This is a genomic window from Mycobacterium sp. IS-1742 (genome assembly GCF_001500125.1).
GTDB lineage: Bacteria > Actinomycetota > Actinomycetes > Mycobacteriales > Mycobacteriaceae > Mycobacterium.
Genome location: NZ_LQIV01000006.1, coordinates 118632 through 139928, shown reverse-complemented (window position 1 = coordinate 139928; position 21297 = coordinate 118632). Strand labels below are relative to the sequence as shown.

20 protein-coding genes are annotated in these 21297 nt (G+C 70.2%); 4 read left to right on the top strand and 16 right to left on the bottom strand.

Annotation, left to right across the window (positions count from 1 at the left end):
• Positions 1-4 precede the first annotated feature (4 nt).
• Both AU196_RS05750 and AU196_RS05745 read right to left on the bottom strand, forming a co-directional pair.
• The gene (locus AU196_RS05750) at positions 5-1327 is read right to left on the bottom strand and encodes an acetamidase/formamidase family protein (RefSeq protein WP_231737378.1); all 1323 of its coding nucleotides are present in this window, start codon (positions 1325-1327) and stop codon (positions 5-7) included.
• 39 nt (positions 1328-1366) lie between these two features.
• Positions 1367-2116, bottom strand: a complete 750-nt coding sequence (locus tag AU196_RS05745) for a lysoplasmalogenase (protein WP_059094126.1) — start codon at positions 2114-2116, stop codon at positions 1367-1369.
• Here AU196_RS05745 and AU196_RS05740 point away from each other — a divergent pair.
• Entirely contained in the window at positions 2079-3023 is a 945-nt protein-coding gene (locus tag AU196_RS05740; protein WP_197415710.1) for an alpha/beta hydrolase, read from the top strand. The genes AU196_RS05745 and AU196_RS05740 overlap by 38 nt on opposite strands.
• Before the next feature lie 79 nt (positions 3024-3102).
• Positions 3103-4575 carry a flavin-containing monooxygenase gene (locus AU196_RS05735; RefSeq protein ID WP_059094124.1) on the top strand — a complete coding sequence of 491 codons (1473 nt, stop codon included), beginning with the start codon at positions 3103-3105 and terminating at the stop codon, positions 4573-4575.
• Here the strand turns inward: AU196_RS05735 and metK are convergent.
• From metK to pyrR, 13 genes are all read right to left on the bottom strand, one after another.
• The gene (gene metK, locus AU196_RS05730; RefSeq protein ID WP_059094123.1) at positions 4572-5780 is read right to left on the bottom strand and encodes a methionine adenosyltransferase; all 1209 of its coding nucleotides are present in this window, start codon (positions 5778-5780) and stop codon (positions 4572-4574) included. The genes AU196_RS05735 and metK overlap by 4 nt on opposite strands.
• Positions 5781-5921: 141 nt before the next feature.
• On the bottom strand, positions 5922-7172 hold the full coding sequence (gene coaBC, locus AU196_RS05725; RefSeq protein ID WP_059094122.1) for a bifunctional phosphopantothenoylcysteine decarboxylase/phosphopantothenate--cysteine ligase CoaBC: 1251 nt from the start codon (positions 7170-7172) through the stop codon (positions 5922-5924).
• Positions 7173-7187: 15 nt separating this feature from the next.
• Complete coding sequence (rpoZ, locus tag AU196_RS05720; RefSeq protein ID WP_059094121.1) at positions 7188-7511, bottom strand: DNA-directed RNA polymerase subunit omega; 324 nt, start codon at positions 7509-7511, stop codon at positions 7188-7190.
• A gap of 58 nt (positions 7512-7569) precedes the next feature.
• Complete coding sequence (gene gmk, locus AU196_RS05715; protein ID WP_059094120.1) at positions 7570-8166, bottom strand: guanylate kinase; 597 nt, start codon at positions 8164-8166, stop codon at positions 7570-7572.
• 10 nt (positions 8167-8176) lie between these two features.
• The gene (gene mihF / locus AU196_RS05710) at positions 8177-8494 is read right to left on the bottom strand and encodes an integration host factor, actinobacterial type (protein ID WP_003889986.1); all 318 of its coding nucleotides are present in this window, start codon (positions 8492-8494) and stop codon (positions 8177-8179) included.
• 463 nt (positions 8495-8957) lie between these two features.
• Positions 8958-9446: a hypothetical protein gene (locus AU196_RS05705; RefSeq protein WP_059094119.1), complete on the bottom strand. Its 489-nt coding sequence runs from the start codon at positions 9444-9446 to the stop codon at positions 8958-8960.
• A complete protein-coding gene (gene pyrF, locus AU196_RS05700) occupies positions 9443-10258 on the bottom strand; it encodes an orotidine-5'-phosphate decarboxylase (RefSeq protein WP_059094118.1) in 816 nt (271 codons plus the stop codon). The genes AU196_RS05705 and pyrF overlap by 4 nt, the downstream gene beginning before the upstream one ends.
• 1 nt (position 10259) lies before the next feature.
• A complete protein-coding gene (carB, locus tag AU196_RS05695) occupies positions 10260-13598 on the bottom strand; it encodes a carbamoyl-phosphate synthase large subunit (protein WP_059094117.1) in 3339 nt (1112 codons plus the stop codon).
• Positions 13598-14722 (bottom strand): glutamine-hydrolyzing carbamoyl-phosphate synthase small subunit, encoded by a 1125-nt coding sequence (gene carA, locus AU196_RS05690; protein ID WP_059094116.1) that lies wholly within the window; start codon positions 14720-14722, stop codon positions 13598-13600. Before carA ends, carB begins: the two co-directional genes overlap by 1 nt.
• Entirely contained in the window at positions 14719-15237 is a 519-nt protein-coding gene (locus AU196_RS05685) for a PH-like domain-containing protein (protein ID WP_059094115.1), read from the bottom strand. Before AU196_RS05685 ends, carA begins: the two co-directional genes overlap by 4 nt.
• The gene (locus AU196_RS05680) at positions 15234-16544 is read right to left on the bottom strand and encodes a dihydroorotase (protein WP_059094114.1); all 1311 of its coding nucleotides are present in this window, start codon (positions 16542-16544) and stop codon (positions 15234-15236) included. The genes AU196_RS05685 and AU196_RS05680 overlap by 4 nt, the downstream gene beginning before the upstream one ends.
• Positions 16541-17494 (bottom strand): aspartate carbamoyltransferase catalytic subunit, encoded by a 954-nt coding sequence (locus tag AU196_RS05675; RefSeq protein WP_059094113.1) that lies wholly within the window; start codon positions 17492-17494, stop codon positions 16541-16543. The genes AU196_RS05680 and AU196_RS05675 overlap by 4 nt, the downstream gene beginning before the upstream one ends.
• 115 nt (positions 17495-17609) lie before the next feature.
• Positions 17610-18185 carry a bifunctional pyr operon transcriptional regulator/uracil phosphoribosyltransferase PyrR gene (gene pyrR / locus AU196_RS05670; protein ID WP_059094112.1) on the bottom strand — a complete coding sequence of 192 codons (576 nt, stop codon included), beginning with the start codon at positions 18183-18185 and terminating at the stop codon, positions 17610-17612.
• Positions 18186-18298: 113 nt separating this feature from the next.
• Here pyrR and AU196_RS05665 point away from each other — a divergent pair, with 113 nt between their 5' ends.
• Together AU196_RS05665 and AU196_RS05660 are read left to right on the top strand one after the other, a co-directional pair.
• Complete coding sequence (locus AU196_RS05665) at positions 18299-19516, top strand: serine hydrolase domain-containing protein (RefSeq protein WP_059094111.1); 1218 nt, start codon at positions 18299-18301, stop codon at positions 19514-19516.
• Positions 19517-19551: 35 nt separating this feature from the next.
• Complete coding sequence (locus tag AU196_RS05660; RefSeq protein ID WP_059094110.1) at positions 19552-20787, top strand: FAD-dependent monooxygenase; 1236 nt, start codon at positions 19552-19554, stop codon at positions 20785-20787.
• On the opposite strand, the gene nusB is transcribed toward AU196_RS05660, so the two are convergent.
• Positions 20784-21272 (bottom strand): transcription antitermination factor NusB, encoded by a 489-nt coding sequence (nusB, locus tag AU196_RS05655; RefSeq protein WP_059094109.1) that lies wholly within the window; start codon positions 21270-21272, stop codon positions 20784-20786. The two genes, AU196_RS05660 and nusB, sit on opposite strands and share 4 nt — an antisense overlap.
• Positions 21273-21297 lie beyond the last annotated feature (25 nt).

The following is a 21297-nucleotide window of genomic DNA, read 5'->3' as shown; positions in this document are numbered from 1 at the left end:
CCGGCTACAGGGTGAAGTGCTCCTTGTAGATCTGGCCGTGCACACCGACGGTGCGGTCGACCACCTGGGAGATGGTGAAATCACCTGCGGCGGAGAGGTAGGCGTAGGCGGTGGCGCGGTCCATCCCGCGGTCGCGCTCGAGATAGTCCAAGGCGTTGACGACGGCACGGCGCATCGCGACGTCGAGGTCGCTGCCCTGCCCGCCGACGGCGCCGTCCGGATCCGACAGCCCGATCGGTATCCAGGCCCGCTCGGTCTCGGCGAACGGGTAGCGATAGGCCACGCTGGGCGCGTCGCCGGAGCCCGGTTTGCACACCGTGAGCCGGAACGTGCCGCGCAGCGAACCCTCCATCGCCGTCAGTGCCACCTCCCCGTCCCCCATCGCCATGTGCGGATCCCCGACGTAGAACAGCGCACCCGGGGCGAACACCGGCAGGTAGAACGTCGATCCGACGCCGAGCAGTTTGATGTCGATGTTGCCCCCGGCGATCGTCGGCGGGATCGAGTTCGCGTTCGGGGCGTTGAGACCCTCATCCCGGGCGAACGCGACACCCATCATCCCCATGAACGGGTTGAGCGGGAACCGCACCGAAGCGCTGGTACCGACGGGCATGACGCCCCGGCCCTGTTCCACCGGGGTGAACACCGAGACGTCACCCCAGGTGGTCGGGTCGGGACGGGACCGCCCGTCGGTGCCCGGGGGCGGCATCACCTCGGCGAGCGAGATGCCCGCGGGCGCGGCCTTGTCGGCGGTCAGGCCGAGCGCGCCCTTGCCGTGCCGGCTCGACACCACGCCGTAGGGCACCCGCGGGACCGTCTCGAGCGTCTCGATCTTCAGCACGTCGCCGGGTTCGGCACCCTCCACGAAGATCGGTCCCGTCACCACGTGCGGACCGTCCTTGGCGAAGTTGCGGGGAGTCCGGTTGTATTCGGCGGCAATGACTTTCGCGTCCTCCAGGACATCCGACTCGCCGACACCCAGCCCGCCGAAATACTCCACCGGGTTGCGGCCCTGGTCCTCGAGGATCCCCTCGTGGGAGACGGCGTCGATCGTGACGGTCTGCCCGGACCGCATCCGGAGCACCGGCGTGGCGTGCACGGTGGGCACGTACCCCCACAGCACCTGATCGGGCAGCGACGACAGGTAGTGGTCGCCGCTGCGGTCACCCTGGCCCGGTTGCAACACCGGGATCGACGTGTAGGGCAGTTCGGACGCGGTGGCCGTCGACGTGTTCCTGGCGCAGGCCGCGACCACTGCGCCGGCCCCGACACCGACCACTGCCGTCTGGAGGAATCCTCTGCGCCCGAAGCCGTGTGTTCCGCTCATGGCGCGACGTTAGCCACGCTACGTTTCGGTCCGGTCAACTCAGGTTTCGTGGCGGTTTACCGTACGGCCGAAGAAGAGGCCCGCGGTGATCAGCAGCAGCGACGCGGCGTAGACCCACCAGATCGGGACCGCGAGCGCCTCGGAGTCGAGGACGAACCGGCCGATGCCGATCATCGCGTCCGACACCGCGAAGCACACCGCACCGAGCGCGGTCCACGGCGTGGGCAGCCTGGCCAGCAGCGCGGCGCACACCATCGCCCCGAGCACCGCGATGTACGCGGTGACGGGGACGGCCATCCCGTCCTCGACGAGCCGCGGCCAGAACCACACCAGCAGCGCGCCGCACGCCGCCACCGTGAGCGCGACCGCCACCGATCGCGGGGCCGACCGGGCGGCGAGCGGGAGCAGCGCGGCCAGGAAGCACAGGTGGGCGACGAGGAACGACGCGAGTCCGAGTACGAAGGACGGCTCCCACCACGGAATCGCCAGCAGGAAATCGCCGCAGGCCGAGAACGCCAACGCGGGCACCAGCCAGCGGCGCTCCCGGCGGATCGGGTGGCCCGCCGCCGCGACCGCCAACAGCACCGCGGCCAGCGCCTTGACCACGGGCTGGGCGACGAACTGGCCGGTGAGCTCCGCCCCCGGCGGGACCCGCACCGCCGTCACGATCAGGAACACGCCGTAGCCGGCCGCGACGAGTGCGGCGGCGGCCCACAACCGGGCGGTCCGCCGGTGTGCGTACGGTGAGGTCGTGTCTGTCGCTGACGAGAAACCGCCGATCGACGCCATTCTGAGAAAGGTACTGGACGCGGTGCCGTTCCAGCTCTCGGTCGACGAGGGCGTCGAGGTGGCGCGCCGCAAGCTCCGGGAGCTACCCAGGCGGGAGGTCCACCCCGAGGTCGAGGCGCAGGACCGGACGATCCCGGGGCCCGCCGGTGAGATCCCGATCCGGGTGTACCGGCCCGCCACCTCGGAGTCCCCGCCGCCGGTCGTGGTGTTCTTCCACGGTGGCGGCTTCGCGGCAGGCGACCTCGACACCCACGACGGTGAATGCCGGCACCATGCGGTGGCCGCCGATGCGGTCGTCGTGTCGGTGGAATACCGGTTGGCGCCCGAACACCCCTACCCGGCCGCGGTCGAGGACGCGTGGGCGGCGCTGACGTGGGTGGCCGGGCACGGCGCCGAACTGTCCGTGGACGCGAGCCGCCTGGCGGTCGCCGGCGATTCCGCCGGCGGCAACCTGTCGGCGGTGATGACCCACCGGGCGCGCGACCACGGCGGACCGCCGATCACGTTCCAGCTGCTCTGGTACCCGGGCACGCTGTGGGACCTCACGCTGCCCTCGGCCATCGAGAACGCCGACGCACCGATCCTCGACCGCGACGCGGTCGCCGGCTTCGCGGGCTGGTACGCCGGCGCCCACGACCCGGCGGACCTGCCGCCGGGGCTGGCACCGGGCCGGGCGAGCGACTTCACCGGGCTACCGCCGGCCTACATCGCGGTCGCGGGGCACGACCCGCTGCGCGACGACGGCATCCGGTACGCCGAACTGCTCCGCGCGGCGGGCGTCCCCGTCGAGCTGCACCACGCCGAGACGCTGGTGCACGGGTACCTCGGCTACGCGGGCGTGGTGCCCGCGGCGACGGCGGCGGCCGACCGGGGGTTCGCCGCGTTGCGCGCGGCGCTGCACCGCTGACCGGTCGACCGTCACCTTTGACCGATCGCCGGGGTGTCGGCTAGAACGGCAGACGAGGCCCGCAACGGAAGGCGGCACGATGCCCGACCACCACACCCTCATCGTCGGCGCCGGGTTCGCCGGAATCGGGGCCGCGATCGCACTGGACCGGGCGGGACTCGCCGACTACCGCATCATCGAGGCCGGTGACGCGCCCGGCGGCACGTGGTACTGGAACACTTACCCGGGCATCGCCGTCGACATCCCGTCGTTCTCGTACCAGTTCTCCTTCGAGCAGAGCCCGAACTGGTCGCGCACGTACGCGCCGGGTCGCGAACTGCGCGCCTACGCCGAACACTGCGTCGACAAGTACGGCCTGCGCGACCGGATCCGGTTCGGGACCGAGGTCCTCGCGGCGACGTTCGACGAGGCCGACAACGCCTGGCGGGTGCGGCTGGACTCCGGCGACGAGGTGACCGCGCGGTTCCTGATCAACGCCACCGGGGTGCTCACGGTGCCGAACATGCCGGACATCCCGGGGGTCGACTCGTTCGCCGGCACGACCATGCACACCGCCCGCTGGGACCCGTCGGTGGACCTGCGCGGTAAACGCGTGGCGATCATCGGCACCGGCGCGTCGGCGGTCCAGGTGATCCCCGAGATCGCCCCACTGGTCGCGCGGCTCGACGTCTTCCAGCGGACACCGATCTGGTGTTTCCCGAAGTTCGACGTGCCGCTGCCGCGGGCGGTGCGCGCCGCGATGCGACTGCCGGGCGGCAAAGCGGTCCAGCGGCTGCTGAGTCAGGCCTTCGTCGAGGTCACGTTCCCGCTGGCCGCCCAGTACTTCACCGTCAACCCGATGGCCAAGCGCATGGACGGGGCCGGCCGGTCGTATCTGCGCAAGCAGGTCGAGGACCCGGTGACGCGCGAGAAGCTGACACCGCGCTACGCGGTGGGCTGCAAACGCCCCGGCTTCCACAACACCTACCTCGCGACGTTCAACCGCGACAACGTCCGGCTGATCACCGAGCCGATCGACAAGATCACCGGTTCCGGTGTGGCGACCACGGACGGCGAGAGCCACGACGTCGACGTGCTGATCCTGGCCACCGGCTTCAAGGTGGCCGACACCGACGCCCAGACCTTCGCGATACACGGCGCCAACGGCATATCGCTCGCGCAGTTCTGGGACACCCACCGACTGCAGGCCTACGAGGGTGTCAGCGTGCCGGGGTTCCCCAACCTGTTCTCGGTGAGCGGCCCCTACGGGTACGTCGGCTCGTCGTACTTCGCCCTGATCGAGACCCAGACCCGCCACATCGTGCGCTGTCTGCGGGAGGCGCGACACCGCTCGGCCGGGCGGGTCGAGGTGAGCCGGGCCGCCAACGACCGGTACTTCGACGAGATGATGCGCAAACGGCACCGGCAGATCTTCTGGCAGGACAGCTGCCGCGACGCCCACAGCTACTACTTCGACCGCAACGGCGACGTCCCGCTACGGCCGGCCAGCACACTCGAGGCGTACTGGCGCAGCCGGCGGTTCCCCCTCGACGACTACGAGTACTCGGCTTAGACGGCCGTCTTCAGCGCGTCGGCCTTGTCGGTGCGCTCCCACGGCAGGTCGATGTCGGTGCGGCCGAAGTGGCCGTACGCGGCAGTGGGCGCGTAGATCGGGCGCAGCAGGTCCAGGTCGCGCACGATCGCGCCGGGGCGCAGGTCGAACACGTCGGTGATGGCCTTCTCGATCTTCGCCGGGTCGACGGTCTCGGTGCCGAAGGTCTCGACGAACAGACCCACCGGGGCGGCCTTGCCGATCGCGTAGGCCACCTGGACCTCGACGCGCTCGGCCAGACCCGCCGCGACGACGTTCTTGGCCACCCAGCGCATCGCGTACGCGGCCGAGCGGTCCACCTTGGACGGATCCTTACCGGAGAACGCGCCGCCGCCGTGGCGGGCCCAGCCGCCGTAGGTGTCGACGATGATCTTGCGGCCGGTCAGGCCGGCGTCACCCATCGGCCCGCCGAGCACGAACTTGCCGGTGGGGTTGACCAGGAGCCGGAAGTCGGAGGTGTCCATGGTGTCGTGGCCGAGATCCGACAGCACGGTGTTGACGACCTTCTCCCGGATGTCCGGGGTGAGAGTGCCTTCGAGGTCGATGCCCTCCGCGTGCTGCGTGGACAGCACGACGGTGTCCAACCGCACCGGGGTCACGCCGTCGTACTGCACGGTGACCTGGGTCTTGCCGTCGGGCCGCAGGTAGTCGAGCACGCCGTTCTTGCGCACCTCGGTCAGCCGGCGGGACAGCCGGTGGGCGAGTGCGATCGGCAGCGGCATGAGCTCGGGGGTGTCCTTGATGGCGTAGCCGAACATCAGGCCCTGGTCGCCGGCGCCCTGCAGGTCCAGCGGGTCGCCGGCGCCCTCGACGCGGGTCTCGTGGGCGGTGTCCACGCCCTGGGCGATATCCGGGGACTGCGCGCCGATGCCGATGTTCACGCCGCAGGTGGCGCCGTCGAACCCCTTGTCGGACGAGTCGTAGCCGACCTCGAGGATGCGGTGCCGCACGGTGTTGGTGATGTCGGCGAACGCCTCCTTCGCCGAGGTGGTCACCTCGCCGACGACGTGCACCTGGCCGGTGGTGACGAGTGTCTCGACCGCGACACGCGACCGGGGATCCTGCGCGAGCAGCGAGTCGAGGACCGAGTCGCTGATGGCGTCACAGATCTTGTCGGGGTGTCCCTCGGTCACCGACTCACTGGTAAACAGCCGACCTTTACTCACGTGTGATCCTCACTTGTATCGAACGTTGTCCTGAACTTCGCCATGATTGTTTAGCCCGTCAAATCGTATCGGTGCCCAGTTGCACCCAAGCGCGTGCCCGAACCGTGCGCAACCCTTTGATGCAGCCGAATCCCCCGCCGGTCACCCGGTGCTGTTGTGCAGAAAGGCGACGATCGCGTCCACGATACGGCTGGCCATCAGAGTTTTCGAACCGTGCTCGAGTGCGGTCTCGGTGCCGTCGGCCGCCAGCAGCCACCCGTCGTTGTTGTCCACCTCGAACGCCCGGTTGTCCCCCACCGCGTTGACGACCAGGAGGTCGGAGCCCTTGCGCCGGAACTTGGCGCGGGCGTGGAACAGCACGTCGCCGTTGGCGTCGCCGGTCTCGGCGGCGAAGCCCACGATCGCCCGCATGTTCGGCAGCTGGCCGTCGGAGCGCGCGCGAACCGTTCCGGCGAGGATGTCGTCGGTGCGGGTGAGGTCGATCGTGGGCGCGTCCTCGTTCGGATCGCTGGACTTCTTGATCTTGCTGGTCGCAGTGTGCACCGGCCGGAAATCGGCGACGGCGGCGGCCATCACCAGCACGTGGGCGTCGGGGGCGTGTTTGGACACCGCATCGCGCAGTTGGGCGGCGGACCCGATGTGGACCACCTCGACGCCCGCCGGGTCGACGAGCCCGGCGGTGTTGCCCGCGATCAGCGTGACGTCGGCACCGCGCTGAGCCATCACCCGCGCCATCGCGTAGCCCTGCTTACCGGAGCTGCGGTTGCCGATGAAGCGGACCGGATCGATCGGTTCGCGGGTGCCGCCCGCGGTCACCAGCGCCTTCACCCCGGCCAGGTCGTAGGGCAGCGCATCACCGCGCACGAGCAGCAGCTGGGCCAGGGTGGCGATCTCCTCGGCCTCGGGCAGCCGGCCGGCACCGCTGTCGGCGCCGGTGAGCCGTCCGGAGGCGGGTTCGAGGACCACCGCGCCGCGGCGGCGCAGGGTCGCGACGTTGTCGACGGTCGCGGGGTGGAACCACATCTCGGTGTGCATCGCCGGGGCGAACAGCACCGGGCACCGGGCGGTCAGCAGGGTGGCGGTCAGCAGGTCGTCGGCGCGGCCCGCGACCGCACGGGCCAACAGGTCGGCGGTGGCCGGCGCGACGACGACCAGATCGGCTTCCTGCCCGATGCGCACATGCGGCACCTCGTGGACGTCGTCCCAGACACCGGTGTGCACGGGATGGCCGGACAGGGCCTCGAAGGTCGCGGCGCCGACGAACCGCAGTGCGGATTCGGTCGGCAGGACCCGCACGTCGTGACCGGCCTCGGTCAGCTGGCGGACCAGCGTGCACGCCTTGTACGCGGCGATGCCTCCGGCGACGCCGACGATGATCCGCTTACGGTCCACTGCGGAAGGCCTGAGCTACTCGCCCTCGGTGTGCTCGAGCAGGTCCTCGTGGATCTCGCGCATCGCGATCGACAGCGGCTTCTCCTGCAGACCGGGCTCGACCAGCGGGCCGACGTACTCGAGGATGCCGTCACCGAGCTGGTTGTAGTAGTCGTTGATCTGGCGGGCGCGCTTGGCGGCGTAGATCACCAGCGCATACTTGCTCGACGCCCGGTCCAGCAACTCGTCGATGGGCGGGTTGGTGATGCCCAGCGGCGTGTCGTAGGCGCCGGCGGCGGCCGCGTCGATGGTCAGGTCGTCCACGGCGGTCAACTGCGCGTCGGCGTGCGGGGTGCTCACGTAAAAAATCTCCTGGCGATGTGCGGAAGGTGAGAGGTTCACCTCTGCTTGGGGCGGATCAGGCCGGATTCGTGCCGGCCGACGTGTGGCCCACCAGCAAGGATACCAATTCTGAGCAGGCAGATTCCAACTGGCTGTTCACGACCACCACGTCGAAGTCGCTCTGTGCGGCCAACTCGGTGCGCGCCGTGGCCAGTCGTCGGCTCATCACCTCCGGCGTTTCGGTGCCACGCCCGACCAGGCGGCGCTCCAGCACCTCCCAACTGGGCGGCGCCAGGAACACCGACAGCGCCTCGGGCATGGCGGTCTTGACCGCCCGGGCGCCGGCCAGGTCGACCTCGATGAGGACCGGCCGGCCCGCCGCGGTGGCCTCGCGCACCGGCCGGGCCGGGGTACCGGAGCGGTGCAGGCCGCCGTGGATCTCGGCCCACTCCAGGAGTGCGCCGTCATCGATGAGCTGCTGGAACGCCTCGGGTGTCACGAAGGCGTAGTCGACCCCGTCCACCTCGCCCGGTCGTGGCGCCCGGGTGGTGGCGGAGACGCTGAAGTACAGGTCGGGGACCCGCTCCCGCAGGCACCGCACGACGGTGGACTTCCCGACAGCGGAGGGGCCGGACAGGACTACGACCCGTCCGACCCCTCGGCCGGTGTTCAACGTGTGCGCCCTAGGACTGATCGAACTTCTCGAGCAGAGCCTTGCGCTGGCGGTCGCCAAGCCCACGCAGCCGGCGGGTCGGGGCGATCTCGAGTTCGGTCATGATCTCCTGCGCCTTGACCTTGCCCACCTTCGGCAACGCCTCCAGCAGCGCGGAGACCTTCATCTTGCCCAAGACCTCGTCGGTCTCGGCGTCCTTGAGCACCTGCTTGAGGTTGGTGCCGCCGCGCTTCAGCCGATCTTTGAGCTCGGCACGCGCTCGACGTGCGGCAGCAGCCTTCTCCAACGCTGCCGCGCGCTGTTCGTCGGTCAACTGGGGAAGGGCCACGGGGTTCCTCCGTCTCTGGCGATTTCTCTCGGCCATCTTTTTCTGTCTCGGCTGGTAGAACCAGCCAGCGACGACGACCGTACCCACGCATCCCGACGAAAGCTAACCCCACCCCCGCGTTTCTCGATCAAAAGCCCAGCGTGTAGTGGTGCGCGAGGCGGTTCGGGGTCGGCGCGTCGCGCGACCGGCAACATCGCCGAAACCGCGGATCCCCCTGTCCAGCAGGGGTTTTGCACCGGTGACGCGTCTGCGGGCGCCCCCGGCCGGGTCTGAAGTGCAGGTAGAGGGTTCGGCGGGCGTCCGCCGGAACTTAAATTTTCGCTGGTCACGGCGTGTCGGGCGTGTCGAGGGCGGCGCAGCGGCCGGCGCCGCGACTGTGCGAGCACGGCGTCGAGTGTGTCGTCACGGCGCTTCCCGGGGCGGACGTCCGCCCTGGGTTAACACTCGATCGCGATCGACCGCGCTACCGCTTGATCTCGACGAGCAGCACCCAGGAGTTCGCACTGGCCGCGAGGAAGGCCGCCACGACACCGGCGGTCATCCAGTAGAGCCCGCCACCCCACTGCAGAGACAGCGACAGTCCCGCGAAGACGAGCAGCACCGACGGCACCAGCAGAATCAGGAGCGTGTACACGCGGAACGTGGTGGAGCGGCCGCCGCCCTGGTGCCGGCCGGCCCACACCGAGCCGGCCGCCATCGCAGCGCCCAGCCCGCCGATCTCCGCGCCGAGCACCGCGGGCGGCTGACCGGGTGTCGCGAGGAACACCGTGACCAGCAGGATCGAGATCGTCAGCGACAGCGTGGCAGCGGCGCGCGCGGGGACGCCCGGGTGTCGCAGGATGTCGTCGAGGTTGAGCGACAACCCGACGAACAGCAGGCCGGCCAGGGCGGCGGCACCGCCGGACACGGTCTGCGCGAAATCCGACCACGCGGCGACGTCGTAGGCGGTCACGCGAGATACGCCACGGCGTCGCGCATCCGCTCCGCGGCACCGCGCAGCGCCACGACGTCAGGGCCGGCACGCAGCACCTCCCTCGACACCGTGGGCAACAGCTGTCCGGGCCGGGCGCCCCCCAGGCCGCCGAGTGCCTCCGGACGGCCCCCCTGGGCGCCGACACCGGGCACCAGCACCGGACCGCCCAGCGCGCTCACGTCGGGCGGTTCGGCGACCGTGGCGCCGACGACGACGCCGACCGACCCCGGACCGTCGCCGCCCCGATTCACCGCGGCCGCGGCGTCGACGATCGACTGGGCGACGGTGGCGCCGCCGACCACCGCGCGCTGCACGCTCGCGCCCTCCGGGTTGGAGGTGGCGGCGAGCACGAACACCCCGCGACCGTGCGCGGCGGCGCAGTCGAGCAGCGGCTGCAACGAACCGAAGCCCAGGTACGGCGACGCGGTGACCGCGTCGGCGGCCAGCGGCGACTCCCCCGCCCACGCCTGGGCGTAGGCGGCCATCGTCGAGCCGATGTCACCGCGCTTGGCGTCCGCCAGCACCAGCACACCGTGCGAGCGCAATGCGGCGATCGTGTGTTCGAGCACCGCGAACCCCGCCGACCCGTACGCCTCGAAGAACGCCACCTGCGGTTTGACGATCGCGAACTCCGCGAACGCGCTCACGCAGATGTCACAGAACCGGCGCAGCCCGTCGGCGTCGGCCGACAGTCCCCACCCCGTCAGCAGCTCCGGGTGCGGATCGATGCCCGGACAGAGCGGCCCCCGCTCGGACACCGCCCCGGCGAGCCGGCGCCCGAAGCCGTGCACCTCAGTGCTCCAGCTCGCTGTGCAACTCCTGCAGGCTCATCACCCCGATGCCGCCGCGCAGGCTCGACTCGATGCCCTGCACCGCGGCCGAGGCGCCCTGCACGGTGGTGATGCACGGGATGTTCATCGACACCGCCGCCGAGCGGATCTCGTAGCCGTCGATGCGCGGACCGGAGTTGCCGTACGGCGTGTTGATCACCATCGCCACGTCACCGGCGCGGATGGCCTCCACCGCAGACCGCGCGGGCCGCCCGTCACCGGGTTCCTCGAAATGCTTGCGCACCTCGTCGCACGGGATCCCGTTGCGCCGCAGCATCTCCGCGGTGCCCTCGGTCGCGAGTACGGTGAAGCCGAGGTCGGCCAGCCGTTTGACCGGGAACACCAGGGAACGCTTGTCGCGGTTGGCCACCGAGACGAACACCGTGCCCGCCGACGGCAGCGACCCGTAGGCGGCGGTCTGGCTCTTGGCGAACGCGCTGCCGAAGTCGTGGTCGATGCCCATGACCTCGCCGGTCGACTTCATCTCCGGGCCGAGCAGCGAATCGATCTGGGAGCCGTCGGCCTTGCGGAACCGGTGGAACGGCAGCACCGCTTCCTTCACCGCGACGGGGGCGTTGCGCGCGGTGGTCCCGCCGTCACCGGTCGCGGCCAGCACACCCTCCTCGCGCAGCTGGGCGATCGTGGCGCCGAGCATGATCCGCGCACACGCCTTGGCCAGCGGGATCGAGGTGGCCTTCGACACGAACGGCACGGTGCGGCTCGCCCGCGGGTTGGCCTCCAACACGTAGAGCACGTCGTCCTTGAGCGCGTACTGCACGTTGAGCAGCCCGACCACCCCGACACCGTGCGCGATTGCCTCGGTGGCCCGCCGCACCGATTCGATGTCGCTGCGGCCCAACGTCACCGGGGGCAGCGCGCACGCCGAGTCGCCGGAGTGGATGCCGGCCTCCTCGATGTGCTCCATGATCCCGCCGATGTAGACCTCGGTGCCGTCGCACAGTGCGTCGACGTCGATCTCGATGGCGTCCTCGAGGAATCGGTCCACCAGCACCGGGTGCTCGGGCGAGAGCTGGGTGGCCCGGGTGATGTAGCCCTCGAGGGTCTGCTCGTCGTAGACGATCTCCATCCCGCGGCCACCGAGCACGTAGGACGGCCGGACCAACACCGGGTAGCCGATGTCGGCGGCGATCAGGCGCGCCTGGTCGAAGCTGGTCGCCATCCCGAACCGCGGGGCGGGCAGCCCGGCCCGGCGCAGGACCTCGCCGAACTCACCGCGGTCCTCGGCCAGGTCGATCGCCTTCGGGCTGGTGCCGACGATCGGGACACCCGCCTGTTCGAGCCGTTCGGCCAGCCCAAGCGGCGTCTGCCCGCCGAGTTGCACGATCACCCCGGCCACGCCGGGACCGCCCGCGCCGGAGGCCGATTCGGCGTAGTAGATCTCGAGCACGTCCTCGAACGTCAGCGGCTCGAAGTACAACCGGTCGGCGGTGTCGTAGTCGGTCGACACCGTCTCGGGGTTGCAGTTGATCATCACCGTCTCGAAACCGGCCTCGCTCAGCGTGGTCGCGGCGTGCACGCAGCTGTAGTCGAATTCGATGCCCTGACCGATGCGGTTGGGCCCGGAGCCGAGGATCAGCACCTTGGGTTTCTCGGCCTGCGGCGCCACCTCCGACTCGGCCGCCGGGTCCAGTTCGTAGCTGCTGTAGTGGTACGGCGTCTTGGCCTCGAACTCCGCGGCGCAGGTGTCGACGGTCTTGAACACCGGGTGGATGCCGAGCCGCTGGCGCAGGGCCCGCACCCCCACCTCCCCGGCGAGTTCGGGACGCAGTGCGGCGATCTGGCGGTCCGACAGCCCGTTGTTCTTGGCCCGGCGCAGGAGTGCGGCGTCGAGGACCGGGGCCTCGAGCAGTTCGGTGCGCAGCGCCACCAGTCCCGCGATCTGGTCGACGAACCACGGATCGACCCCGGACGCCTTCGCGACCTGTTCGACCGACGCCCCGAGGCGCAGCGCGTATTCGATGTCGTAGAGCCGTCCGTCGGTCGGGGTGCGCAGATTCTCCAGCACCTCGTCGACGGTGGCGATCGGGTCCGGGGCGGTCCAGAACCCGGCGCGGCCGGTCTCCAGTGAGCGCATCACCTTGCCGAGGGCCTCGATGAAGTTGCGGCCCAGCGACATCGCCTCGCCCACCGACTTCATCGTGGTGGTCAGGGTGGCGTCCGCGCCGGGGAACTTCTCGAACGCGAACCGCGGCGCCTTCACCACGACGTAGTCCAGCGTCGGCTCGAAGCAGGCCGGGGTCTCCTTGGTGATGTCGTTGAGGATCTCGTCGAGGGTGTAGCCGATCGCCAGCTTGGCCGCGATCTTGGCGATCGGGAAGCCGGTGGCCTTCGACGCCAGGGCGCTCGACCGCGACACCCGCGGGTTCATCTCGATGACGATGAGCCGGCCGTCTTCGGGGTTCACCGCGAACTGGATGTTGCACCCGCCGGTGGCCACGCCGACCTCACGCAGGATCGCGATGCCGAGGTTGCGCATGGTCTGGTACTCGCGGTCGGTCAGCGTCATCGCGGGGGCGACGGTCACCGAGTCGCCGGTGTGCACGCCCATCGGGTCGAAGTTCTCGATCGAGCACACCACCACCACGTTGTCGTGGCGGTCGCGCATCAGCTCGAGCTCGTATTCCTTCCAGCCGAAGATCGACTCCTCGATCAGCACGTTCGCCGAGGGGGACGACGCGAGCCCGTGCCCGGCCATTCGCTCGACGTCCTCGGCGGAGTACGCCATACCGGAGCCGAGACCGCCCATCGTGAACGACGGCCGCACGACCACGGGCAGGCCCAGTTCCCCGACGGTCTCGCGGACCTCCTCCATCGTGAAACAGACTCTGGACTTCGCCGACTCCCCACCGACTTTGGTGACGATGTCCTTGAACCGCTGCCGGTCCTCGCCCCGCTGGATCGCCTCGAAGTCGGCGCCGATCAGCTCGACGTCGTAGCGTTCGAGCACCCCGTTCTCCGACAGGGCGACCGCGGTGTTGAGCGCGGTCTGTCCGCCGAGCGTGGCCAGCAGCGCGTCGATCTTGTTGCCGCGCTCGGCCTGCTGGGCGATCACCCGCTCGACGAAGTCCGGTGTGATCGGTTCGACGTAGGTGAAGTCGGCGTACTCCGGATCGGTCATGATCGTCGCCGGGTTGGAGTTGATCAGCGTGACGGTGAGGCCTTCGGCGCGCAGCACGCGGCAGGCCTGGGTCCCGGAGTAGTCGAATTCGGCGGCCTGTCCGATCAGGATCGGCCCGGAGCCGATCACCAGGACGTGGCGGAGGTCTGTCCGACGTGGCATTACTTCTCCTCTGCCATCTGGTCGACGAACTGGTCGAACAGGTAGTTCGCGTCGTGTGGGCCGGCGGCGGCCTCGGGGTGGTACTGCACCGAGAAGGCCCGCCCGTCGACGAGTTTGACGCCCTCGACGACCCCGTCGTTCGCGCAAGTGTGGCTCACGACCGCCTCGCCGAACGGGGTGTCGAAACGCTCACCCGCCTCGCCTTCGAGGGCGAAGCCGTGGTTCTGCGCGGTGATCGCGACGCGACCGGTGGCGTGGTCCATCACCGGCACATTGATGCCGCGGTGGCCGAACACCATCTTGTAGGTGCCGCGACCGAGCGCCCGGCCGAGGATCTGGTTGCCGAAGCAGATGCCGAACAGCGGGATTCCCGCGCCGAGCACTTCGCGGGTGACCTCGACGACGTGGTCGGCCGCCGCCGGATCACCTGGCCCGTTGGACAGGAACACCCCGTCGGGTTTGAGCTCGGCGATCTGCTCGAACGTCGCGGTCACCGGGAGGACGTGGCTGCGGATGCCGCGCCGCGCGAAGTTGCGCGGGGTGTTGGTCTTGATGCCGAGGTCGATCGCCGCGACGGTGAATCGATGTGCGCCTTCGGGTTCCACGATGTAGACCTCGTCGGTGCTGACCTTCTCCGCCAGGCTCGCGCCGAGCATCCCCGGTTGGCTGCGGACCCGCTCGAGCAGTTCGGCGGTGTCGGCCAGAGCCGGACCACTGAAGATGCCCGCCTTCATCGCGCCGCGGGTGCGCAGGTGCCGTACCAGGGCACGGGTGTCGATGCCGGCGACGCCGACGATGCCCTGGCGGACCAGTTCGTCGTCGAGGGTGCCGGTGGCGCGCCAGTTCGAGGCGCGCGGCGACGGATCGCGGACGGCGTAGCCGGCCACCCAGATCTTGTCGCCGCGGCTCTCGGCGTCCTCGTGGTTCCAGCCCGTGTTGCCGATCTGCGGTGCGGTCGCGACCACGATCTGGCCGTAGTAGCTCGGGTCGGTGAGGGTTTCCTGGTATCCCGACATCCCGGTCGAGAACACGGCCTCACCGAGCGTCTGCCCGACGGCGCCGTAGGGCACCCCGGTGAAGACCCGCCCGTCCTCCAGGACGAGCAGGGCCACCTTGTTGCTCACGCTATTTCCTCCAGCCAGCGGTCGTACTTCGTGCGGTCGTCGCCGCGGAATCCGGTGTCGATCTCGATGCCCGACGGCAGCCGCCACCGGATGGCGAGGATTCCCTCGTGGGACGGCGCCCTGCCCCCGGGAACCACCTTGCCCACCATGCCGCGTTCGGTGCGGATCGCGGTCACCGATTCCGCCGGGATCCAGATCGGGCGGGCGCCGCTGCGCTGCACCATGATCCCCTCGGGGTAGCGGGTCAGCACCGCCTTCGTGCGGTAACCGAGATCACCGACGACGACGCGTTCGTGCCAGTTCGGCGCCAGCGTGCTGCCGACATAGAGCCCCTTCATCGCCGGGATGACGGCCTGACCCACGATATCGGGCAGCGGCGGCAGCGTGCCGACCAGCTCGACCTGCCGTTCGGCCCGTCTGCGCCACCCGCGCATCATGGCCCGGATCAGCAGCCCGATCGCCACGACGATGACGGCCGCCATGACGAGCGACGTGACGAGCGTTCCGGTGTTCACAGCGCCGATCCCCCGGGCGCTTCGCTCTTGCCGTCGCGGGCGGTCACCTTGCCGCGCAGCAGGGTCAGCGTCACCGCCGCGGGCAGGGTCATCTCCTCGAAGGGGGTGTTGTCCGAGCGGCTGGCGAGTGCGGAACCGTTGACGGTCCAGGTGGCGTCGGGGTCGACGACGGTCAGGTTGGCCGGCTCCCCGACCTCCAGCGGACGGCCCTGATCGGGGAGCCCGACGATGCGGGCCGGGGCCTCGCTCATGACCCGCGCCACGTCACGCCAGGTCAGCAGGCCGGGTTCGACCATGGTCCGCACCACCACCGACAGCGCGGTCTGCAGGCCGAGCATCCCGGGCCGGGCGGCGGCGAACTCGCACATCTTCTCGTGTTCGGCGTGCGGGGCGTGGTCGGTCGCCACGCAGTCGATGACCCCGTCGGCCAGTGCCCGGCGCAACGCCTCGGCGTCTGCGGCCTCCCGCAGCGGCGGGTTGACGCGGTTGCGGCCGTCGTAGGTCGCCAGGCGGCTGTCGTCGAGCAGCAGGTGGTGCGGGGTGACCTCCGCGGTGATTGCGATGCCCTGGTCCTTGGCCCACCTCAGCAGTTCGACCGTGCCCGCGGTCGACGCGTGGCAGATGTGCACGCGGGCACCGGCGTCGCGCGCCAGCAGTGCGTCCCGGATGACGATCGACTCCTCGGCGGCGCGGGGCCAGCCGGCCAGCCCGAGCCGGGCCGCGTTGGGTCCCTCGTGGGCGACGGCGCCGACGGTCAGCCGGGGTTCCTCGGCGTGCTGGGCGATCAGCACACCCAACCCGGACGCGTATTCGAGTGCGCGGCGCATGATCAGCGGATCGTCGACGCACACACCGTCGTCGGAGAACATCCGCACCTGACCCACGCCGGCGGCCATCATGCCCATCTCGGTGAGTTGACGGCCCTCGAGTCCCATCGTGACCGCGCCGACCGGGTGCACGTCCACCAGCCCGACCTGCTGACCGCGGTGCCACACGTGGTCGGTGACCACCGGGCTGTCGGCCACCGGTGTGGTGTTGGCCATGGCGAAGACGGCGGTGTAGCCGCCGAGCGCCGCTGCCGCCGAACCGGTTTCGATGTCCTCGGCGTACTCCCGGCCGGGCTCGCGCAGATGGGTGTGCAGGTCGACGAACCCGGGCAGCAGGACCTGGCCGTGCGCATCGACGGCGTCGACATCCTCGGGTACGGGCAACCCCGACCCGATGCCGGCGATCTGACCGTCCTCGACGAGCACGTCGACGGGAACGCCCTCACCGTAGAGACGCACCCCGCGGATCAGCAGGCTCATGCGCTGATCGCCTCCTGTTCCGCACCGACGAGCAGATGGAAGAGCACCGCCATACGCACGTGCACACCGTTGGAAACCTGTTGCAGCACAGCTGATTGCGACGAGTCTGCGACCGAGGAGGAGATCTCCATGCCTCGCAGCATCGGTCCGGGGTGCAGCACCGCCGCGGCGTCGGACAGCAACGCCTGACGCTTCTCCGACAGGCCGTAGCGCACGGAATACTCACGGGCGGACGGGAAGAAGCCGCCGTTCATCCGCTCGGCCTGCACCCGCAGCATGAGCACGGCGTCGGCGGCGGGCAGTTCGGCGTCCAACTCGTGGGACACCGTCACCGGCCACTGGTGCACACCGACCGGGAGCAGCGTCGGCGGCGCCACCAGCACCACCTCCGCCCCGAGGGTGTGCAGCAGCAGGACGTTGGAGCGGGCGACTCGGCTGTGCAGGACGTCACCGACGATCACCACCCGCCTGCCCTCGATGCCGCCCAGCCGCTGGCGCAGGGTCAGCGCGTCGAGCAGCGCCTGGGTCGGGTGTTCGTGCGTGCCGTCCCCGGCGTTGATCACCGACGGACCGTGGCCGCCGTCCTCTGCGGTCCACTCCGCGAGCTGCTGGGCAGCGCCGGAGGCGGGATGCCGGATGATCAGCGCGTCGGCTCCGGCAGCGCGCAGGGTGAGAGCCGTGTCACGCAGCGACTCCCCCTTGGCCACAGACGAACCCGAGGCGCTGACGTTGATCACGTCGGCGCTCATCCACTTCCCCGCGACCTCGAACGACACCCGGGTGCGGGTGGAGTTCTCGTAGAACATCGTGATCACGGTCCGCCCGCGCAGCGTCGGCAGCTTCTTGACCTCGCGCCCCACCAGCGCCTGGCTGAAGCGGTCGGCGTCGTCGAGGATCGCGGTGGCCTCGTCGCGGGTCAGGTCCGCCGCGGTCAGCAGGTGTCTCGTCATCGCTCGACCTCTCTGCTCATCGCCGGCCCTCTGCTCTTCGCGCAAGCGCTCATCGCCGGCTCTCTGCTCTTCGCGCAAGCGCTCATCGCCGGCTCTCTGCTCTTCGCGCAAGCGCTCATCGCCGCGGCCCGCCGTGCGGTGCGATCCAGATCCCCTCGACCTCGTCGGTCTCCGCCAGGCGCACCTTGACGTTCTCGCTGCGCGAGGTGGGCACGTTCTTGCCGACGTAATCGGCGCGGAGGGGCAGTTCGCGGTGCCCGCGGTCGACCAGCACCGCCAGCTGCACGATGTTCGGGCGGCCGATGTCGCGCAGCGCGTCCAACGCGGCGCGTACCGAACGCCCGGTGTAGAGCACGTCGTCGACGAGGATCACCAGCGCGTTGTCGATGCCGCCCGCCGGGATCGAGGTGTCCTCCAGCGGCCGCGGCGGCTTGGTGTCCAGATCGTCGCGGTAGAGCGTGATGTCCAGACCGCCGTGCGGGACCGTCACCTCCGAGAAGGTCTTGATCCTCTCGGCCAGCCGGGCCGCCAGGGTCACCCCGCGGGTCGGGATGCCGAGCAGCACCACCCGTGGCGCGTCGGGGCCGTCGAGGGCCGTCTTCTCGATGATCTGGTGGGCGATACGGGAAATGGTGCGAGCCACATCCGCCGCGGTCATCAATTCCCGGTCGGGGGTGTCAGGACTGCCCACGCGCGATCCGGACCTCCTTCTCCGCCTCGCCGGACGGATCGTTAAAGGATGTCAAACTGCGGGAAGCCTACCACCGCAGCGGCATCGTCCCGGTCCTGGCTAGCCTGGGCGGCGTGAATCCGGCAGGGAAGTTGGCGGGCAATCAGGCGTCCATCCGCGAGGCCATCGACGCCGGGCTGCTGTCCGGCGCCGTCACGCTGGTCTGGCAGGCGGGGCGCGTGGTGCAGGTGAACGAACTCGGCCACCGCGACATCGGCGCGAACCTACCCATGCGGCGCGACACGATCTTCCGGATCGCGTCGATGACGAAGCCCGTGACGGTGGCGGCGGCCATGAGCCTGCTCGAGGAGGGCCGGTTCGCGCTGAGCGATCCGGTCACCAGGTGGCTGCCGGAGCTGGCCGACATGCAGGTGCTCGACACCCCGGGCGGCCCGCTGGACCGCACCCACCCCGCCCGCCGGGCGATCACCGTCGACGACCTGATGACCCACCGCAGCGGGCTGGCCTACTTCTTCTCCGTCGGGGGGCCGCTGGCGCGCGCGTACGGGCGGATCTCGGCCAAGCAGAACCCCGACGCCTGGCTGGCGGAGATCGGCGCGCTGCCGCTGGAGCACCAGCCGGGTGACCGGTTGACCTACAGCAACGCCACCGATGTGCTCGGCATCCTGCTCGAGCGCATCGAGGGCAAACCGCTGCAGGATGTGCTCACCGACCGCATCCTCGGGCCGCTCGGCATGGCCGACACCGCGTTCCACGTCGCGCCGCACAACCGGGGGCGGGTCGCGACGATGTACAAGCTCACCAGCGACGACACCCTCAGCCACGATGCGATGGGTCCGCCGCCGGCGAGCCCGCCGCCGTTCTGCATGGGCGGGGCGAACCTGTTCTCCACCGCCGACGACTATCTGCGCTTCGCCCGGATGCTGCTCGCCGGCGGCGAGGTCGACGGGGTGCGGGTCCTCTCGGAGGACTCCGTGCGGTCGATGCGCACCGACCGGTTGACCGCCGAGCAGAAGCAGCACCCGTTCCTCGGAATGCCGTTCTGGCTCGGGCGGGGTTTCGGACTGAACCTGTCGGTCGTCACCGACCCCGCCAAGTCGCGCCAGCTGTTCGGGCCCGGCGGACTGGGCACGTTCAGCTGGCCCGGCGCCTACGGCACGTGGTGGCAGGCCGACCCGAGCGCCGACCTGATCCTGATCTACCTCATCCAGAACCTGCCCAACTTCGGCGCCGACGCCGCGGCCGCGGTGGCGGGCAACACCTCGCTGATGAAACTGCAGTCGGTGCAGCCGAAGTTCGTGCGACGCACCTATTCCGCGCTCGGCATGTGACGGCACGGCGGCACCGGCCCGGTTAGCCTGTCGCAATGTCCACGCCGACCGTCCTCGTCAGCGGCGCCGGGATCGCCGGCCCCGCACTCGCATTCTGGTTGACCCGCAACGGGTATCGCGTGGTGGTGGTCGAAACCGCCACCGGCGTGCGGCCCGGCGGGCAGACCGTCGACCTGCGTGGCGCCGGCGCCGACGTGGTGGCGCGGATGGGACTGCTCGACCGGATGGAGCAGCGCGCGCTGTTCCAGCGCGGCATCGCGTGGCTGCGGTCCGACGGCAGTCGACGCGCCGAGATGCCGGTGACCGCCTTCGACGGAAACGGCCCGGTGTCCAAGCTGGAGATCCTGCGCGGTGACCTCGTCGACGTCCTGTACGGGGCCACAAAGGACGTGTGCGACTACCGTTTCGGCACGCGGATCGACACCCTCACCGAACACGATGCGGGGGCCGACGTCACGCTCACCGACGGCAGCGAGATGCGGGCCGTCCTCGTCGTCGGCGCCGACGGACCCCATTCGGCGGTGCGCCGCATGGTGTTCGGGCCCGAGGACCGGTTCGTCACGCCACTCGGCGGGTACAACGCGTGGTTCTCCGCCCCCGACACCGTCGGCCTCGACGGCTGGTACCTGATGTATCAGGCTCCGGGTGGGCTGAACGCGTCGATGCGGCCGTCACACGATCCGTCGACCGTCAAGGCCGGCCTGTCGTTCCGGTCCGAACCGATCACCTACGACCGGCACGACCTCGCGGAGCAACGGCGCATCCTGCGTGACCGGTTCACCGGCGTGGGCTGGCAGTGCGACGCCCTGGTCGACGCCGCCGAACGGGCCGAGGACTTCTACTTCGACTCGTTCACCCAGGTGAAGATGCCGTCGTGGTCGTCGGACCGGGTCACCCTCGTCGGCGATGCCGGGTACTGCGCGTCGCCGCTGTCGGGGATGGGCACCAGTCTCGCCCTCGTCGGCGCCTACGTGCTGGCCGGCGAATTGGGCTCGGCAAGAACCGATCTGACCGTCGACCGACTGCGCGCGGTGTTCGGCCGATACGACACCGTCATGCGTCCGTACGTGAACCGGTGCCAGAAGCTGAACAACACCCTCGACCGGTACGCCCCGATGACGGAGAAGGAGATCTCCGACAACGCCACCGCGATGAAGTGGATGCAGCGCTGGCCGCTGCGCCCGGTCGCCGCGCGCCTGTGGTTCCGCACGGCCGACGCGATCACGCTGCCGGACTACCCGGGCACCGACAACGCCCGTAGGCCGGTCTAGTTCTCCGACGGCCCCTGCGCGGATTCGCGCACCGCCTGCGACGCCGCGCGGATCTGCGGCGTCACGAGCATCACCTGGCCGAGCACGCCGTTGACGAAACCGGGTGAGTCGTCGGTGGACAGTTGCTTGGCCAACTCGACGGCCTCGTCCACCGCGACCGGTTCGGGGACGTCCTCGGCGTGCAGCAACTCCCACACCGCGACCCGCAGGATCGCGCGGTCGACCGCGGGCAACCGGTCGAGCGTCCAGCCCTGCAGATGCGCCGAGATGAGGTCGTCGATGTGGGCGCGGTGGTCGGTGACCCCGCGCGCGACGGTGACGGTGTACGGATTGAGCGCGGTCACGTCGGGTTGCGTGCCGGCCAGCTTGTTGCGGGAGGTCGCCACCTCGGCGGCGGTCAAGCCGCGCGCCTCGGCCTCGAACAGCAGGTCGACGGCGCGTTTACGCGCCTGGTGACGGCCCCGGTCCGGTCTGCGGTCAGACATGGCGGGCCGGCACGGCCGGGCGCCG

Coding starts and splice junctions, on each gene's coding strand:
- AU196_RS05735 (WP_059094124.1), top strand. CDS start 3,103: ATGCCCGACCACCACACCCTCATCGTCGGCGCCGGGTTCGCCGGAATC.
- AU196_RS05750 (WP_231737378.1), bottom strand. CDS start 1,327: ATGAGCGGAACACACGGCTTCGGGCGCAGAGGATTCCTCCAGACGGCA.
- carB (WP_059094117.1), bottom strand. CDS start 13,598: ATGCCACGTCGGACAGACCTCCGCCACGTCCTGGTGATCGGCTCCGGG.
- AU196_RS05680 (WP_059094114.1), bottom strand. CDS start 16,544: ATGAGCCTGCTGATCCGCGGGGTGCGTCTCTACGGTGAGGGCGTTCCC.
- nusB (WP_059094109.1), bottom strand. CDS start 21,272: ATGTCTGACCGCAGACCGGACCGGGGCCGTCACCAGGCGCGTAAACGC.
- AU196_RS05660 (WP_059094110.1), top strand. CDS start 19,552: ATGTCCACGCCGACCGTCCTCGTCAGCGGCGCCGGGATCGCCGGCCCC.
- AU196_RS05675 (WP_059094113.1), bottom strand. CDS start 17,494: ATGACGAGACACCTGCTGACCGCGGCGGACCTGACCCGCGACGAGGCC.
- AU196_RS05745 (WP_059094126.1), bottom strand. CDS start 2,116: ATGGCGTCGATCGGCGGTTTCTCGTCAGCGACAGACACGACCTCACCG.